The following is a 16184-nucleotide window of genomic DNA, read 5'->3' on the forward strand; positions in this document are numbered from 1 at the left end:
GAGCAGGCGGAGGGCGGCGAGCGGGGCGTCCACCAGGAACACCGCCCCCCACCCGGCCAGCCCCACGAGCAGGCCGCCGAGGAGCGGCCCGGCGGCGAGGGCGGTGCCGGTGGCGGCGGCCCACACGCCGGTGGCGCGCGCCCGCGCGGCCGGCGCCGGGTACAGCTCGGCGAGCAGGCCGAGCGAGCCGCCCACGCAGAGCGCGCCCGCCACGCCGAGCGCCGCCCGCGCGCCGACGAGCACGCCGAGCGCGGGCGCGGCGGCGCACGCCAGGGAGAGCAGCCCGAACGCGGCCACGCCCGCCCTGAACACCCGGGCGGCCCCGTAGCGGTCGGCGACGGCCCCGCCGGTGAGGAGGGTGGCCGCGAAGGCGACGGTGTAGGCGTTGACGGCCCACTGCTGCCCGGCGACCGATCCGCCGAGGGAGGCGCGCAGGTCGGGCAGGGCGATGGTGAGCACGGTGGTGTCCAGCAGGACGAGGAAGTAGGCGAGGCAGACCCCGAGGAGCTTCATGCGGGCCAGCCTGCGGGCGGGCCGGGGGCGCGTTCAACAGCCGGGACCGTGGGGCGCGTTCGGGCGGACCGTATGCTCGGCATCGTGGATCTGCGTCATTTGCGATGCTTCGTAGCGGTGGCCGGGGCGGGCACGGTCACCGGGGCCGCGCACGGGCTCGGGCTGGCTCCGGCGTCGGTGTCGGAGCAGGTGCGCAGGCTGGAGGCGGGGCTCGGGGTGTCGTTGTTCGAGCGGACGCCGCGCGGGATGCGCCTGACCGGCCACGGCACGGAGCTGCTCGGCCGGGCGCAGGCGCTGCTCGACCATGCCGAGGAGGTGCGGCGCGCGGTCACGGGCGCGCGGCGGCGGGTCACGGTGGGGGCGCTGGAGATGCTGGCGGCCACCCGGCTGCCCGCCGTGGTGCGCCGCCTGGCGGAGCGCCGGCCCGACCTGGACGTGGAGGTGCGGTCGCTGCCCCGGCAGGCGCTGCTGGCCGAGCTGGCGGGCGGCGGCGTGGACGCGGCGCTGCTGCTCGACGCGGGCCCGGCCGTGGGCACGCTGGGCTTCGACGCGCCGCCGGACCTGGACTTCGCCGACGTGGGCGAGGTCGAGCTGCTGCTGGTCGCGGCCCCGGACGGCGACCGCGACCCGCTGCTCGTCTCCGCGCCCGGCTGCTCGATCCGGCAGGCCGCCGACCGGCTGCCGGAGGTGACGGGCCCGCGCCGGGAGCTGACCAGCGTCGCCACGGCCCGCGAGTGGGCCAGGCGGGGCTTCGGCAGGGCGCTGCTGCCGGACTTCGCCGTCGAGGACGACCTGGCGTCGGGCGCGCTGGTGGCGCTCGCGCCAGGGGCGCACCGGCCTGCGCACCGGCTGGCACTGCGGCTGGTCTGGCCGCGCGGCCGGGAGGAGGCGCTGCGCGACGTGCTCTACGCGATGAGCGAGCCGCGCCCGAGCCGGTAGAGGACGTGCGGGCGCAACGGGCTGCCCTCGGGGACGCTCGGGTGCTCGAAGTCGCAGGAGTGGTCGCGGGTCATGCCGAGCCGCCGCATCACCGCCTGGGAACGGGTGTTGGTCAGGGCCGTCATGGAGATGATCTCCGTCAGCCCGGCCTCTCCGAAGGCGTGGGCGGCGGCCCGGCGGGCGGCCTCGATGGCATAACCGTGGCCCCACGCCTTCCTGGCCAGCCGCCAGCCGATCTCCACCGCGGGCAGGAACGGCGCGTCGAACGTCTGCAGCGCCAGCCCGGTGAACCCGATGAACTCGCCGCTCTCCCGCACCTCCAGCGCCCACAGCCCGTAGCCGTGCTCGTCGAAGCGCTGCTCGATCTTGTCGGCGAAGGCGTCGCTCTCGGCCCGGCTCAGCGTGGCCGGGAAGTGCTCCATGACCTCGGGGTCGGCGTTGAGCGCCGCGAACGGCTCACGGTCGGCCTCGCGCCACCTGCGCATGATCAGACGTTCGGTCTCCACGTCCGGCATGCTAACGCCGCGACCGGATGCCGGTGATCCGCCGCAGGACGTCCCACCAGAACGGCGCCCCGAACAGCAGCGCCACGTACGTCAGCAGGAAGCCGGGCCAGTGGCTCGGTGTGGTGAGCCGGTCCCACCACAGGCCGCCGTTCCAGTGCACCGACGGATCGCCCTCGGCCGGGATCGACACGCTGACGATCGCGTGGTCGAACAGCTTGACCAGCGCCGGCTCGCTGAGCGTGTCGGTGATGCAGCCCACCGGGTCGGCCTGCTCGCAGCGGGCCTTGAGCTCCTCGTACGCCTCGGGCCCGGACACGGCGGTCACCGAGGCGCGGAAGGCGTTGTCGCGCAGCAGCGTCTTGCCGTACTCCAGGCCGTCCATGGTGAACAGCAGCGTCACCAGCAGCCCCAGCGCGGTCACCACCCACTTGACGTAGCGCTTGTAGAGCATCGACAGCCGCTGCATCTCGCTGTCGAACCAGCTCTCCACGCCCTGCCGGAACCGGTCGAGGTCACGCTGGGCGCTCTCCCACACGCCGTTGAGGTGGCCGTACAGCGGGCTGCCCATGGCCTTGAGCTTCTCCAGCAGCCCTTCGACGCCGCCGGGCTCGCGGGCGGCCATCTCCATGACCGCCACGGAGAAGCGGCCGGGCGGCAGGTTGGAGATGCTGGTGCGGCCCCGCTTGGGGTGGTCGATCTCGCGGACGCGCTCGTACAGCAGGCTCGTCAGGGCGCCGCCGCCGTCGCTCGCCGGCACCTCGGCCGACTCGGCGGGCGCCGGCTTCGGGTCGTGCGCGGGCCTGGGGTCGCGGGCGAACGGCAGCGCCGCGAACACGTCGCGCACCCGGCCCGGCAGCCACGACCTGCCGCGCGCGTCGGCGCCGTCGAGAGTGTCGCGCAGGTAGGCCCACAGGAACTTGCTGCGGATCGACAGGACCCGGACGACCGCCTCGTTCAGCCCGCTGACCAGCAGCGACAGCAGCAGGAACGACAGCACGAGGCCGAGGGCGAGATCAACGTAGGCGGATAACACCTCTGATACTTACACCCTGGGCCTCGGGGGGTGTCAACCTTCGTAGAAGACGCGCTCGACGACCTGGCGGGCGCGGCGGGTGACGCGGCGGTAGTCGTCGAGGAAGTCCTCCGAGCCGTCGGGCGGGTAGCCGAGCGCCTGGGCGAGCAGGCGGCGTTCGCGCGCGTCGGCGGGCACGCTGTCGCCGGGCCGCCCCTTGACCAGCATGATCGCGTCGCGGACGCGGGAGGCGCACCGCCACGCCTCACCGAGCACGGCCTCGTCGGCGGCGTCGAGCAGCCCCGCGGCGACGGCCGCGCGCAGCGCCTCCAGGGTACGGGTGGTGCGCAACGACGGCGTGTCACCGGCGTGCCGGAGCTGCAGGAGCTGCGCCACCCACTCGACGTCCGACAGCCCGCCGGGGCCGAGCTTGGTGTGCAGCGCGGGGTCGGCGCCGCGCGGCAGCCGTTCGGCCTCCATGCGCGCCTTGAGCCGCCTGATGTGGCGTACGGCCTCGCCGGTGAGCCCGCCGGCGGGGTAGCGCAGCTCGTCCACCATCGCGGTGAAGGCGGCGCCGACCTCGGCGTCGCCGGCCGAGAAGCGGGCGCGCAGCAGCGCCTGCGCCTCCCACGGCGCCGACCAGCGCGCGTAGTAGGCGCCGTAGGAGGCGAGTGTGCGCACGAGCGGGCCCTGCCTGCCCTCGGGGCGCAGGTCGGGGTCGATGTGCAGGGGCGGGTCGGGGGCGGGCAGCGACAGCAGCCGGCGCAGCTCGTTGGCGACGGCGTGGGCGGCATCGGTGGCCTCGCGCTCGCCGGCGCCGGGCAGCGGCAGGTGCACGAACATCACGTCGGCGTCGCTGGCGTAGGACGACTCCATGCCGCCGAGCCGGCCCATCGCGATGACCGCGAACCGGGTGGGGAGCGGGCTGCGGCGCTCGGCCTCGACCTTGCCGAGCGCGGCGCCGAGCGCGGCCCGGATCGTCACGTCGTTGAGCGCCGACAGCGCGGCCCCGACCTGCTCGATGTCGGCCAGCCCCGACACGTCGGCGACGGCGGTGCGGAACAGCTCGCGGCGGCGCAGCGCCCGCACCGCGGCCACGGCCGTCTCGGCGTCGTCGCCGTAGCGGGAGACGGCCGCCGACGCCTCGCCGAGCAGCGACTCCGGCGGCCTGGGGGCCAGGTCGTCGTCGCTGCCGAGCAGCGCGACCGCGTCGGGGGCGTGCATGAGCAGCCCGGCGGCGTAGCGGCTGGTGCCCAGCACCCGCGCCATCCGGGCGGCCACGGCCGTCTCGTCGCGCAGCAGCCGCAGGTACCACGGCGTGGTGCCGAGCTTGTCGCTCACCTGCCGGAAGCCGAGCAGCCCGGCGTCGGGGTCGGGCGTGTCGGCGAACCAGCCGAGCATGACCGGCAGCAGCGTCCGCTGGATCGCCGCCCGCCGGGACACCCCGGCGGTCAGCGCGGCGATGTGGCGCAGCGCGCCCTCCGGGTCGACGAACCCGAGCGCCGACAGGCGGGCCGCCGCCGCCGACGGCGACAGCCTGGCCTCCGACTCCGGCAGCCGGGCCACCGCCTGGAGCAGCGGCCGGTAGAACAGCTTCTCGTGCAGCCGCCGCGCCTCCCGGGCGTGGCGCCGCCAGCGCTGGGTGAACTCCCCCACCGGGTCGGCCTGCATGCCGAGCGCCCGGCCGAGCCGGCGCAGGTCGGCCGGGTCCTCCGGCAGCACGTGGGTGCGCCGCAGCCGGTGAAGCTGCAGCAGGTGCTCGACCTGGCGCAGGAACGTGTACGCCTCGGCCAGCCCGCGCGAGTCGTCGCGCCCCACGTAGCCGCCCCGCGAGAGCGCGGCCAGCGCCGGCAGCGTCGCCCGGCGGCGCAGCAGCGGGTCGAGCCGGCCGTGCACGAGCTGGAGGAGCTGCACCGCGAACTCGATGTCGCGCAGCCCGCCCGGCCCGAGCTTGATCTGGCGCTCGCCCTCCGTCTTGACGTGCGCCTCCACGCGGCGGCGCATCGCCTGGACGTCCTCGACGAAGTTCTCCCGGGTGGCGGCCGACCAGACGAGCTCGTTGACCGCCTCCACGTACGCGGCGCCCAGCTCCAGGTCGCCCGCCACCGGCCGGGCCTTCAGCAGGGCCTGGAACTCCCATGTCTTGGCCCAGCGCCGGTAGTAGGCCAGGTGGCTGGCCAGGGTCCGCACCAGCGGGCCTGACCTGCCCTCGGGCCGCAGCCCGGCGTCCACCTCCCACAGCGCGCCCTCGGGGGTGGCGGTCGAGCAGGCGCGCATCATGGCCTGCGCGAGCCGGGTGGCGGTGCGCAGCGCCTTGGTCTCGTCGGCGCCCTCGCGCGGCTCCGCCACGAAGATCACGTCGACGTCGCTGATGTAGTTGAGCTCCCGGGCGCCGCACTTGCCCATCCCGATCACGGCCAGGCGCACGTCACCCTCGCCGCCCTCGCCGATCTCAGCGACCTCACCGCCCTCGCCGACCTCGGCGCGTGCCACGGCCAGCGCCGCCTCCAGCGCGGCCCCGGCCAGGTCGGACAGCTCCGCGGTCACCTCGGCCTGGGACGCCTCCCTGGTCAGGTCGCGGGCGGCCAGGTGCGCCAGCCGTCCCCGGTAGGCGACGCGCAACGCGACCAGGGCGTCGTCCCGTCCGGCCACGGGCCGCTGGAGGTCGGCGCGGGCGCCCACGGCGTCGAGCAGCGCTGTGCGGGGATCGTCCGGGCGGGGTGTGGCCAGCAGGTCGAGGTGGGCGGGGTGGCGTACGAGGTGATCGCCCAGGGCGGCGCTGACGCCGAGGACGGCGAGGACGCGCTCGCGGAGCCGGGCGTCGGCGCGGAGCCGGTCGAGGGCGCCCGGGTCGCTCTCGGCGAGCCGGGCGAGCGAGGCCAGCGCCAGGTCGGGGTCGGCGACCCCGACGAGCGCGTCGAGCAGGTCGGTGAGGTCGGCGGGGGCCTGCTGGACGAGCCGCGCCGCCGTGGCTCCGTCGGCGAATCCGAGCTTGGCGAGGCGCGCGGCGGTGGACTCGATCCTGGGCACCCCTCCATCTTGACAGGCCCGGACCGGCGCGGCCTAGACTGAAACGCAACGTTGCGTTGTGTCACGTAGAAAGGGGGCGGACGTGGAGAGGGTGCCGGCGACGGTGACGTGGGGGCTGCTCGCGGCCTGGATGGTGCACGACGCGGAGGAGCTGGCCACCATGGCCGGCTGGGCGCGGGCGGCCAGGCCCCGGCTGGAGAAGCGGTTCCCGGGCGTGCCGTGGGAGCGCCTGGAGGTGTCGCAGCGGCACGTCAACGTGGCCATCGGGCTCATGGGCGGCGTGATGGCCGGCGCGTCGGCGCTGGGGGCGCGCACCGGCGGGCGCAGCGCCACCTTCCAGACGGTGCTGCTGGGCTTCGGCGCGCACGGGGTGGTGCACCTCGCCCAGGCCGCCGCCACGCGCGGCTACACGCCGGGCGTGGTGACGTCGCCGCTGGTGGTGATCCCGTTCTCGGTGTGGGCGTGGCGCCGGCTCAAGGCGTCCGGCGTGCCCGTCGCGGGCGGGCGAAGAGCTGGGCGGGGCTGGCGGCGTTCCCGCTGCTGCTGGGGGGCGTCCACGCGGTCGCCCACGCCGTCGCCGCCCGCCGCCCCGCTGATGGCCCCGGCAACGGTCCCGGCGACGGCCCCGGCGACGGCCCCGCTCCCGGGGCGCGGGTGCGGCGGCGGTTCAGCCGCGATCGCTGGTTCTGAGGTCGCCCGCGCGCTGCCGGGCGGCGGCGCGGATCGTCGCGGTGAACGCCTCGGCCAGCGGGCGCCAGGCCCACTCCAGGGCGGGGGCGGCGGCGCGGACCTGCTCGTCGAGGCGGCCGGCCGATTCCAGGCCGGTGGCGGCCGTCCAGGAGGCGAAGATGTCCGGCGTCGCCTCGGGGTGGAACTGCACCGCCCAGGCCGCCGGGCCGAGCCGGTACGCCTGGTTGGGGTACTGGGCGCCGGTCATCAGCGGCACCGCGCCGTCGGGCAGGCGCGTCATCGCGTCGCCGTGGTACTGGACGGCCGGCACCGGGCCGGGCCGCGCGGCGATCCCGGCGAAGAGGGGGTCGGAGGCGGCCTGCGGCAGGGCGGTCAGCTCGGACACGCCGGCCTCCAGCCCGTTGCCGCCGCGCTCGACCGTGCCGCCGCAGGCCAGGGTGAGGAGCTGGGCGCCCAGGCAGACGGCCAGCGTGGGGGTCGCGTCGGCGACCGAGCGGCGCAGCAGCTCGCGGGTGGCGGGCAGCCAGGGCCAGCGCTCGTCCTCCCAGGCGGCGGCCTCGCCACCGAGCACGACGAGCCCGTCCGCTGCGGCTTCGGGCACGGGCTCTCCCCGGTACGGCCGGACGACGTCACAGGGGAGCTCCAGCCAGCGGCCCAGGTAGCCGAGCCCGGCGTCGGCCTCGTGCTCGATCACGGTGATGCGCATATTTCAGGATTGTGCCGGACAATCTTGCGCTCGACACCAGCGCGCGACCTCGGCTGACCCGGCCGGCATCCGGCGGTCTCGTTCCGGTCCGCCCCCGGCCGACAGGGGCGGACCGGACGGGCGTGCTAGCGGGGCGTGATCCAGGTGGCCTGGGCGGCGGCGACGAGCGTGCCGTCCACCTCGTACACGGCGCTCTCGCCGAACAGCTTGCGGCCCTCGCGGCCGGTGGCGCGGCCGACGACCGAGTAGGCGCCGCCGGGGATGACGTCGCGGTGGAACTGGACGGCCAGGCGGCCGAGCAGGGCGGACTCGCCGGGCTGGAAGTGGGCCCAGCCGGTGACGCAGTCGAGGGCGGCGGCGACGATCGAGGCGGGGACGCCGTCCTCGTCCGCGACCGTGAACGGCACCCGCCAGCCGGCCGCGACGAGGCCGTCGCCGTCCACCGGGCCGGGGAAGATGCGCAGGCCGTCGCCCGGCTCGCGCAGGCCGCAGGCGAAGCACTCGGGGAAGGCGTGGCCGCGGTGCCCGGCGAAGCCGGCCTCGGCGCGGGCGGCCTCGGTGAAGGCGACGAACGGCGGCGCGGCCACGTCCTCGGCCACGGGGATGGCCTCGACGAGCAGCTTGTCCCCGTCGTAGAGGGAGACGGTGTTGGCGACGTGCTCCAGGCGCAGCTCGCTGTCGAGGGGCGTGGGGGCGTGCAGCGTGACCTCGACCGCCGATCGTTTGCCGTTGAGCGCGTCGGCGAGGGTTCCGGCCAGCCAGCCGCCGTTGGCGACACCCGCGGGGCCCCGGAAGCGCTCGGGAACGGTCAGCACGGTCTGCAGGGCAGCCGTCGTCATGCCACACCCTCCAATATCGCCACTAAGGGCGTTAAGTCCAGAAATATCATTTAGAACAGGCCGATTTTACTGGAAGCGTTGATCTACCAGCACCCGGGGCCTGCGCTACGACATAACGCAACAAACCCACACGAACTTCCCCACTCCCCCGCGTGGAACGGTTCAGGTGATCGCTAAAAGATACGGCGGGCCCGGCGTTCCCACGTGACTTCCGGGCCGAAGTGACAATGGTCACGTTCTGTACCGCGCCCGGCACCCGGCAGACTGGCCCGCATGGACCGGCTGACCCTCTGGGAACGACGCACCGGACCGGCGCTCCTGGCCATCGGCGTCTGCTTCCTGGCGAGCTGGGCGCTGCCCGTCGTCGTGCCGGCCCTGCCTCCCGGGGCCGACCGCGTCCTGTGGTATGTCCAGGTCGCCGCGTGGGCGCTGTTCGCGCTGGACTACGCGGTGCGGCTGACGCTCGCGCCGCGCCGGCTGCGGTTCGTGGTGCGCAACGTGCCCGCCCTGGTGGTGGTGCTGCTGCCGATGCTGCGCCCGCTCTGGCTGCTGCGGGCGCTGCTGCTGCTCCAGGTGGTCGCGGCCCGGGTCAGGCTGCCGCTGCGCGTGCGCGCGGTCGTGTACGTGAGCGGCACGGCGCTGTTCCTGGCGCTGGTGGGCAGCGTCGCCGTGCTCGACATCGAGCGCTCGCACGCCGACGGCAACATCAAGACGATCGGCGACGCGCTGTGGTGGGCGCTGACGACGATGACCACCGTCGGCTACGGCGACCGCTTCCCCGTCACCCCGGAGGGCAGGCTGGTGGCGGCGGGCCTGATGACGGCGGGCATCGCGCTGCTGGGCGTCGTGACCGCGGCCATCGCCTCCTGGTTCGTGGAGCGCTTCCAGGCGAGCGCGGCGGCGGAGCGGCGCAGCGAGGCCGAGCTGAAGCAGGCGCTGGAGGAGCTGGCCGGGATGCGGCGTGAGCTCGGCGAGCTGCGGCAGGCGGTCGGCGAGCTGGGCCGGCTGCGCGAGGAGCTGGCGGCCCTCACCGAGCGCCTCGACGGCCGCTGACCGGCCCGCCCGCGTCTACAGGACCGGCAGGTAGCGGCCCAGCTCGAACTCGGTGACGTGGCGCCGGTATTCGCGCCACTCGCTGCGCTTGTTGCGCAGGAAGAAGTCGAAGACGTGCTCGCCGAGCGTCTCGGCGACCAGCTCGCTCTGCTCCATGACGGCGATGGCGTCGTCGAGCGACTGCGGCAGCGGCCGGATGCCGAGCGCGCGCCGCTCGGCGCTGGTCAGGGTCCAGACGTTGTCCTCGGCGGCCGGCGGCAGCTCGTAGCCGTGCTCGATGCCCTTGAGCCCGGCGGCCAGGATGAGCGCGAAGGCCAGGTAGGGGTTGCAGGCGGAGTCGAGCGAGCGGAACTCGATGCGCGACGAGCCGCCCTTGTGCGGCTTGTACATGGGCACCCGGACGAGCGCGGAGCGGTTGTTGTGGCCCCAGCACACGTAGGAGGGCGCCTCGCCGCCCTGCCCGGCGATGGCCTCGGCGCCGCCCCACAGCCGCTTGTAGGAGTTGACCCACTGGTTGGTGATGGCGGTGATCTCGGCGGCGTGCTTGAGCAGCCCGGCGATGAACGAGCGGCCGATCTTGGACAGCTGGTAGTCGGCGCCGGCCTCGTAGAAGGCGTTGCGGTCGCCCTCGAACAGCGACATGTGGGTGTGCATGCCGGAGCCGGGGTGCTCGGTGAACGGCTTGGGCATGAACGAGGCCCAGATGCCCTGCTCCAGCGCGACCTCCTTCATGACCAGGCGGAAGGTCATGATGTTGTCGGCGGTGGTGAGGGCGTCGGCGTAGCGCAGGTCGATCTCCTGCTGGCCGGGCGCGCCCTCGTGGTGGCTGAACTCGACCGAGATGCCCATCGACTCCAGCATCATGATCGCCTGGCGGCGGAAGTCGTGGCCGGAGCTGTGGGGGGTGTGGTCGAAGTAGCCGCCGGAGTCGATGGGCTCGGGCCGCACGCCGGGCTCGGGCCGGTTCTTCAGCAGGAAGAACTCGATCTCCGGGTGGGTGTAGAAGGTGAAGCCCATGTCGGCGCACTTGGCGAGCGTGCGCTTGAGCACCCAGCGGGGGTCGGCGTGGGAGGGCGAGCCGTCGGGCATGAGGATGTCGCAGAAGATGCGGCCGGCGCCGGGCGTCTCGCTGCGCCAGGGCAGGATCTGGAACGTCGACGGGTCGGGCTTGGCCAGCATGTCGGCCTCGTAGACGCGGGCGAAGCCCTCGATGGCCGAGCCGTCGAAGCCGATGCCCTCGGCGAAGGCGCCTTCCAGCTCGGCGGGGGCGATCGCGACGGACTTGAGGAAGCCGAGCACGTCGGTGAACCAGAGCCGGATGAACCGGATGTCGCGTTCCTCAAGGGTGCGGAGCACGAACTCCTGCTGGCGGTCCACGGCGTCCCCTCGTCAGTGGCAGTACAGGTCTCATATCAGCATGCCGTGTCCGTGTTTCGCACAGGTTACGCGGGCCGCCGGTGCGAGCCTCGCTGACAAAGGGCCCGGCCGGACTTACTGTGATCACGCAGTCAGTCTCGGGGGAGGCATTGGTGGCTATCGACCTGCTCAATCACAAGCTCGATCGGGCCTTCGACCACATCGACGCCGGGGGCGCGGGCGTCGTGGCGCGTGAGGACCTGCTGGGGCTGGGCGCCCGCCTGCTGGTGGGTTTCGGGGAGTCCCCCACCTCGGTCACCGGCAGCAGCCTCGTCGACAGCTTCGACGGGATCTGGACGGCGCTGTCGGAGGCGCTCGGCCGCGACCGCGATCTGGGCCTGACGCGGGAGGACTTCCGCGTGGGCATGACTGCCGCGTTCGTCACCGGCGGCGGCTACGACGAGGTGTTCCGGCCGGCGGCGGTGGCGGTCGCGGAGCTGTGCGACATCGACGGCGACGGGCACGTGGGCCCGAAGGAGTTCCGCACGATGCTGGCCGCGTTCGGCACCGCCTACGACGACGTGGACGAGGCGTTCGAGCGGCTGGACCGCTCCGGCAGAGGGGCGCTCACCGTGGAGGAGCTGGTCCTGGCGGCTCGCGAGTACTACGTGAGCGAAGATCCGAACGCCGCGGGCAACTGGCTCTACGGACCGCTGTGAACGCCACCAGGGACACGACGGCGAACACGACGGCGAACACGACGGCCAACACGGCGGCGAACACGACCGTGCTGGCGTCGGTGCGGTCCGCGCTGCGGTCGGTGCTGCACTGGAAGCCGCTGCTGCCGTTGCCCCGCAGGGGCGGCTCGGCGGCGGTGGCGCTGCTGGCGCTGACCGAGCGGGTGCCGGCGATGGCGGCGCCGTGCCGCATGCATCCGGCGGTCTACGCGATCGAGGCGGCCGTCATCGACTGGGCGCGGCGCACCGGGCTGCACGCCGATCCGGGGGTGGGCTTCCACCGGATGGCGGGGCGGGCGTTCGCCGAGTTCGACGCGGCGGCGGCGGCGCTGTTCGCGCAGTGGCTGACGTGGCTGTTCCACCTGGACGACGAGCTGGACGAGGGGCAGTGCCGGCTGGAGGTGTTCCAGGGCATGCTGGAGGGCTCGACCGGGCATCCGCTGGAGGCCGCGTTCGCCGATCTGTGGCGGGTGACGAGCTCGCGGATGAGCGACCAGTGGCGGCGGCGGTTCGCGGTCAACCTGCAGCGCCAGCACTACGCCTGCCGGACGGAGGCGGCCAACCGGGCGTCGGGCGCGGCGCCGTCGCTGGCCGACTACCCGGCGCTGCGCCGGGGCACGGTCGGCCCCTACCTGTACGACCTGGTGGAGCCGTGCCTGCGGGTGGAGGTGCCGGCGTGGGTGCACCGGTCGGAGCCGTGGCAGGAGCTGGTGAACGCCTGCAGCGACGTCACCGCCTGGTGCAACGACGTGGCGTCGCGGCCCAAGGAGCGCGGCGACGCGCACAACCTGGTGGTGATCGCGGGGCGGGAGCTGGGCCTGGGCGAGCGTGAGGCGGTGGCCTGGGTGGTGGACCGGATCGCCGAGCGCTGCCGCGACATGCAGGAGGCGGCCAGGCGGCTGCCGCTGGACGACCTCGGACCGCGTACGGCCAGGGACGTGAGCAAGGTGGCGTGCGCCTATCTGGCGGCGCCGCGCGCGCACCTGGACTGGCTGATGGAGTCCACCCGCTACAGCTGAGCGCCGGTGGCGGCCAGCGCGTCGCCGGTGGGGGTGCGGCGGTAGACGACCTGCTTGCCGACGCGCATGCCGACGGCCAGGCCGCTGCCGCTGAGCACGCCGAGGTGCTGGCTGACGGCGCCGGGGGTGAGCGCCATCCGCCCGGCGAGCGCGGAAGTGGTGCTGGGCTCGTCCAGCGCGAGCAGGATCGCGGCCCGGCTGCGGCCGATGAGCGCGGCGAGCGCGCCGGGCGCGGGCGGCGGCCCGCTCTCCCACAGCGTGCCGACGCCGAGGACCGGGTAGACGAGCATCGACTGGTAGGGCGCGGACATGACGGCCACCGACGGCCAGTAGAAGGCGGTCGGCACCAGCACCAGGCCGTCGCCGTGCAGCCCGCCCGTGGCGCACCAGGGCCGGTCGACGAGCAGCCGCTCCCCCGTCCAGGTCACGGCCGGGCCGAGGCCGGCGAACAGCTCTCGGGCGCCGCCCTGGGCGAGCTGCCGCGAGCGGCGCAGCACGTCGCGTTCCAGCAGGCCGTAGACGCGCGGCCAGAACTCGGCGAAGCACGTCTCCCAGTACGCCTCCAGCGCGGCGGCGACGCGTTCGACCCCGGCCGCCGGGTCGGCCAGGAACCGGTCGAGCACCGCCCGGTCGGTGCCCTGGACGCGGGCGGCCTCGGCGGCCGCGCGTTCGGGGCGGGTGGCGCGTACGCGGGCGAGCTCGGCGGCGAAGTCGGGCAGCGGCGTGTCGGGCGGCGGGGTGAGGAAGTCGGCGAGGTAGCCGGAGGCGGGCACGAGCGCGAACAGCTCGGCCAGGTCGAGGCCCGCCAGGCGGGGCCGCACGCACTTGATCCACGGCAGGTGGATGGACTGGCGGGCGGGGTCCTGGAGCGTGCGCAGGCTGGCCACGAGCTCCCACATCGGGGAGAACGCGAACCGGATGCGCGCCATGTCCTCGGGCTTGAGAGTCCAGGTCACCGACATGCCTTTTAGTGTGCGCTAAATCGTTCGCCCCACCAAATCCCCCAATATCACTCTTAGCGGGTGAATAGCACGACTGTCGAGAAGCCGTCCTTCCTGCGTTCGCAGCTCGGCGGGCTGCCCCGCCCGTTCTGGGCCCTGTGGGGCGGCACTCTGGTGAACCGCCTCGGCACCATGGTGATGCCGTTCACCGGCGTCTACCTGACCCAGGCGCGCGGCCTGTCGCTGGCCGCCGCCGGGATGGTGATGGCGGTGTTCGGCGCCGGGTCGCTGGTGTCGCAGCTCCTGGCGGGGGTGCTCGCCGACCGGATCGGCCGCCGGGCGACGCTGGCGGGCGGCATGCTGGCCACCGCCGTGATGATGTTGTCGCTCGGCTACAGCACGACGCTGCCCGCGATCCTGGCCTCGATGTTCGTGCTCGGCCTGGTCGTCGACGCCTACCGGCCGGCCTCCAACGCGCTGGTCGCCGACCTGGTCTCGCCGGTCGAGCGGCCGCGCGCGTACGGGCTGCTGTTCTGGGCGATCAACCTGGGCTACTCGGTCGGGATGACGGCGGGCGGGTGGCTGGCGCAGCTCGGGTTCCACTGGCTGTTCTGGGTGGACGCGGTGGGCTGCGTGGCGTTCGCGGTGCTGGTCTGGCGGGCGATCCCGGAGACCCGGCCGGCCGAGCGGGAGTCGTCGGGCGGGTTCGGGATGGTGCTGCGCGACCGGCTGATGGTCGCGTTCACGCTGGTGACGCTCGGCAACGCGCTGGTCTACGCGCAGACGTACACCACGCTGCCGATGGCCATGACCGAGCTGACCGGGCTCACCACCGGGCAGTTCGGGCTGGCCATGGCGCTCAACGGGGTGCTCATCGTGATCGTGCAGCCACTGGTGTCGGGCTGGCTGGGCCGGCTCGACCCGGCCAGGACGCTGGCGCTGGGGCTGGCGGTGATGGGCGTCGGGTTCGCGCTGACGGCGTTCGTCACGACCACCTTCTGGCTGGCGGTGACGATCGTGGTGTGGACGGCGGGCGAGATCGTGACGGCGGGCATCGCGGGCGCGATCGTGGCCCGGCTGGCCCCCGCCCATCTGCGCGGGCGCTACTCGGGGCTGTTCGGGTTCGCCTGGTCGGCTGCGGCCGTGCTGGCGCCGCTGCTGGGGAGCTGGCTGCTGGAGGCCGGCGGGCAGGCGGCGCTGTGGTTCACGGTCGGCGGCATCGGCCTGGTCTCGGCCGTCGCGATGCTGGCGCTCGGGCCCGCGATCCGCCGCCGCTGACCGCTGTACCGGGGCCGCCGGTGGCCCTACGCTTGCGCCTACCATGCTGACCTTCACCGCCTTGGGGCCGTTCCGGGCCTGGATCGGTCCCGACCCCCTCGACCTGGGCGGGCAGCGGCAGCGGGCGGTGCTCGCGCGCCTGCTCGTCGCCGGCGGCCGCGCCGTGCCCGTGAGCACGCTCATCGACGAGCTGTGGCCCGCCGGGCCGCCCGCGCAGGCGCTGTCGACCATCCAGGGCTACGTCTCCCGCCTGCGCCGCGCGCTCGAACCCGGCCGGGCTCCCCGGGAGGAGGCCGCCGTGCTGGTGTCGGCGCCGCCCGGCTACGCCCTGCGCGCCGGGCAGGACCAGGTCGACGCGTGGCGGTTCGAGGCGCTGGCCAGGACCGAGGGCACCGCCGCCGAGGTGTGGGCGGCCCTCGACACGGCGCTGGCGCTGTGGCGCGGACCGGCGCTGGCCGAGTTCGGCGAGCTGCTGTGGGCGGTGACGGAGGCGGCCCGCCTGGAGGAGCTGCGGCTGACCGCCGTGGAGCGGCGCGCCGCCGCCGGGCTGGCGCTCGGCCGCGCCACCGCGCTGGTGCCCGACCTGGAGGCGCACGCCGCCGCCTGCCCGCTGCGCGAGGAGCCGTGGCGGCTGCTCGCGCTGGCCCTCTACCGCACCGGCCGCCAGGGCGACGCGCTGGCAGCGCTGCGCCGCGCCCGCGCGCTGTGGCGCGACGAGCTGGGCCTCGACCTCACGGCCGGGCTCAAGCGCCTGGAGGGCGACATCCTCGCCCAGCGCCTCGACGCCCCCGCCCCGCAGCCCGCCGCCTTCACGCCCCCCGCCGCCGCCTTACCCTCCGGGAGCGCCGGCCGGCCGTTGCGGGTGCTGGTGGCCGACGACCAGGCCCTCGTACGGACGGGCCTGCGGGTGATGCTGTCCGCCGAGCCCGGGCTGGAGTTCGCCGGCGAGGCCACCGACGGCGAGCGGGCGATCGCCGCGGTCCGCGAGGCCGCCCCGGACGTGGTGCTGCTCGACATCCAGATGCCGCACCTCGACGGCCTGGCCGCGGCCCGCCGCATCCTCGCCGACCCGGACCCGCCCAAGGTCATCATGATGACCACGTTCGGCAGCGACGAGAACCTCTACGCCGCGCTGCGCGCCGGGGTGAGCGGCTTCGTCCTGAAGACCTCGCCGCCCGAGCAGCTCGTGGCGGCGATCCGCGCCGCGTCGGCGGGCGACGCGCTCATCGACCCGGCGGTCACGACGCGGCTCATCGCGGGCTTCGCCGGCCGCGCCGACCCGGGCTCGCCGCCCGCGCTGGCTGGGCTGTCCGACTCCCGGCTCGACGTGCTGCGACTGGTGGCGCGCGGCCTGACGAACGCGCAGATCGCCCAGACGCTCGCGCTGCCCGAGGAGGAGGCCGCGGCGTCGGTGCGGGCGCTGCTGGCGCATCTGGGGCTGTCGCAGCGGGCGCAGCTCGTGGTGGCCGCCTACGAGTCGGGCCTGGTGACTCCCGGCACGACCGTCCCGCGATGACCGACTTCTCGTCGCTTGGACGATAAAAACGGGGCCGTACTAGGCTGGT

15 protein-coding genes and 1 pseudogene are annotated in these 16184 nt (G+C 74.6%); 8 read left to right on the plus strand and 8 right to left on the minus strand.

The window, feature by feature from the left end:
* Positions 1 to 513, minus strand: a 513-nt coding sequence (locus KME80_RS34275; RefSeq protein WP_219510789.1) for an MFS transporter, incomplete at its 3' end; no start/stop codon positions are given.
* An 84-nt stretch (positions 514 to 597) separates the two neighbouring features.
* On the opposite strand from KME80_RS34275, the gene KME80_RS34280 reads away from it, so the two are divergent.
* The gene (locus KME80_RS34280; RefSeq protein ID WP_308126042.1) at positions 598 to 1452 is read left to right on the plus strand and encodes a LysR family transcriptional regulator; all 855 of its coding nucleotides are present in this window, start codon (positions 598 to 600) and stop codon (positions 1450 to 1452) included.
* Here KME80_RS34280 and KME80_RS34285 read toward each other — a convergent pair.
* From KME80_RS34285 to KME80_RS34295, 3 genes are read right to left on the minus strand one after another with little or no spacing between them, the layout of a single operon-like run.
* Complete coding sequence (locus KME80_RS34285) at positions 1419 to 1967, minus strand: GNAT family N-acetyltransferase (RefSeq protein WP_219510792.1); 549 nt, start codon at positions 1965 to 1967, stop codon at positions 1419 to 1421. The genes KME80_RS34280 and KME80_RS34285 overlap by 34 nt on opposite strands.
* A gap of 1 nt (position 1968) precedes the next feature.
* On the minus strand, positions 1969 to 2991 hold the full coding sequence (locus KME80_RS34290; protein ID WP_219510794.1) for a hypothetical protein: 1023 nt from the start codon (positions 2989 to 2991) through the stop codon (positions 1969 to 1971).
* 33 nt (positions 2992 to 3024) lie between these two features.
* Positions 3025 to 6000, minus strand: coding sequence for a bifunctional [glutamine synthetase] adenylyltransferase/[glutamine synthetase]-adenylyl-L-tyrosine phosphorylase (locus KME80_RS34295; protein WP_219510796.1), 2976 nt, complete (start codon positions 5998 to 6000; stop codon positions 3025 to 3027).
* Positions 6001 to 6160: 160 nt separating this feature from the next.
* Between KME80_RS34295 and KME80_RS53385 the strand changes: the two are divergent.
* Together KME80_RS53385 and KME80_RS34305 are read left to right on the plus strand one after the other, a co-directional pair.
* Positions 6161 to 6403, plus strand: a pseudogene (locus KME80_RS53385) (HXXEE domain-containing protein); the annotation flags it as partial.
* Between the two features lie 59 nt (positions 6404 to 6462).
* Positions 6463 to 6690, plus strand: coding sequence for a hypothetical protein (locus KME80_RS34305; RefSeq protein WP_219510799.1), 228 nt, complete (start codon positions 6463 to 6465; stop codon positions 6688 to 6690).
* Here the strand turns inward: KME80_RS34305 and KME80_RS34310 are convergent.
* Complete coding sequence (locus KME80_RS34310) at positions 6668 to 7396, minus strand: type 1 glutamine amidotransferase (protein WP_219510800.1); 729 nt, start codon at positions 7394 to 7396, stop codon at positions 6668 to 6670. The two genes, KME80_RS34305 and KME80_RS34310, sit on opposite strands and share 23 nt — an antisense overlap.
* 125 nt (positions 7397 to 7521) lie before the next feature.
* Positions 7522 to 8235, minus strand: a complete 714-nt coding sequence (locus tag KME80_RS34315; protein ID WP_219510803.1) for a PaaI family thioesterase — start codon at positions 8233 to 8235, stop codon at positions 7522 to 7524.
* A gap of 273 nt (positions 8236 to 8508) precedes the next feature.
* Between KME80_RS34315 and KME80_RS52185 the strand changes: the two genes are divergently transcribed.
* Complete coding sequence (locus KME80_RS52185) at positions 8509 to 9288, plus strand: ion channel (RefSeq protein ID WP_281427310.1); 780 nt, start codon at positions 8509 to 8511, stop codon at positions 9286 to 9288.
* Positions 9289 to 9303: 15 nt separating this feature from the next.
* Here the strand turns inward: KME80_RS52185 and KME80_RS34325 are convergent, their stop codons facing one another.
* Complete coding sequence (locus KME80_RS34325) at positions 9304 to 10665, minus strand: glutamine synthetase family protein (RefSeq protein WP_219510805.1); 1362 nt, start codon at positions 10663 to 10665, stop codon at positions 9304 to 9306.
* 152 nt (positions 10666 to 10817) lie between these two features.
* Between KME80_RS34325 and KME80_RS34330 the strand changes: the two genes are divergently transcribed.
* Together KME80_RS34330 and KME80_RS34335 are read left to right on the plus strand one after the other, a co-directional pair.
* Positions 10818 to 11363, plus strand: a complete 546-nt coding sequence (locus KME80_RS34330) for an EF-hand domain-containing protein (protein WP_219510807.1) — start codon at positions 10818 to 10820, stop codon at positions 11361 to 11363.
* A complete protein-coding gene (locus tag KME80_RS34335) occupies positions 11360 to 12400 on the plus strand; it encodes a terpene synthase family protein (RefSeq protein WP_219510809.1) in 1041 nt (346 codons plus the stop codon). The genes KME80_RS34330 and KME80_RS34335 overlap by 4 nt, the downstream gene beginning before the upstream one ends.
* Here KME80_RS34335 and KME80_RS34340 read toward each other — a convergent pair.
* Positions 12391 to 13362: a DUF5937 family protein gene (locus KME80_RS34340; protein WP_219510812.1), complete on the minus strand. Its 972-nt coding sequence runs from the start codon at positions 13360 to 13362 to the stop codon at positions 12391 to 12393. The two genes, KME80_RS34335 and KME80_RS34340, sit on opposite strands and share 10 nt — an antisense overlap.
* A 60-nt stretch (positions 13363 to 13422) precedes the next feature.
* Between KME80_RS34340 and KME80_RS34345 the strand changes: the two genes are divergently transcribed.
* Positions 13423 to 14619, plus strand: a complete 1197-nt coding sequence (locus tag KME80_RS34345) for an MDR family MFS transporter (protein ID WP_219510814.1) — start codon at positions 13423 to 13425, stop codon at positions 14617 to 14619.
* A 43-nt stretch (positions 14620 to 14662) separates the two neighbouring features.
* Entirely contained in the window at positions 14663 to 16135 is a 1473-nt protein-coding gene (locus tag KME80_RS34350; RefSeq protein ID WP_219510817.1) for a BTAD domain-containing putative transcriptional regulator, read from the plus strand.
* The last annotated feature ends 49 nt before the right edge of the window (positions 16136 to 16184 follow it).

The organism is Nonomuraea ceibae, assembly GCF_019396325.1.
GTDB classification, from domain to species: Bacteria; Actinomycetota; Actinomycetes; order Streptosporangiales; family Streptosporangiaceae; genus Nonomuraea; species Nonomuraea ceibae.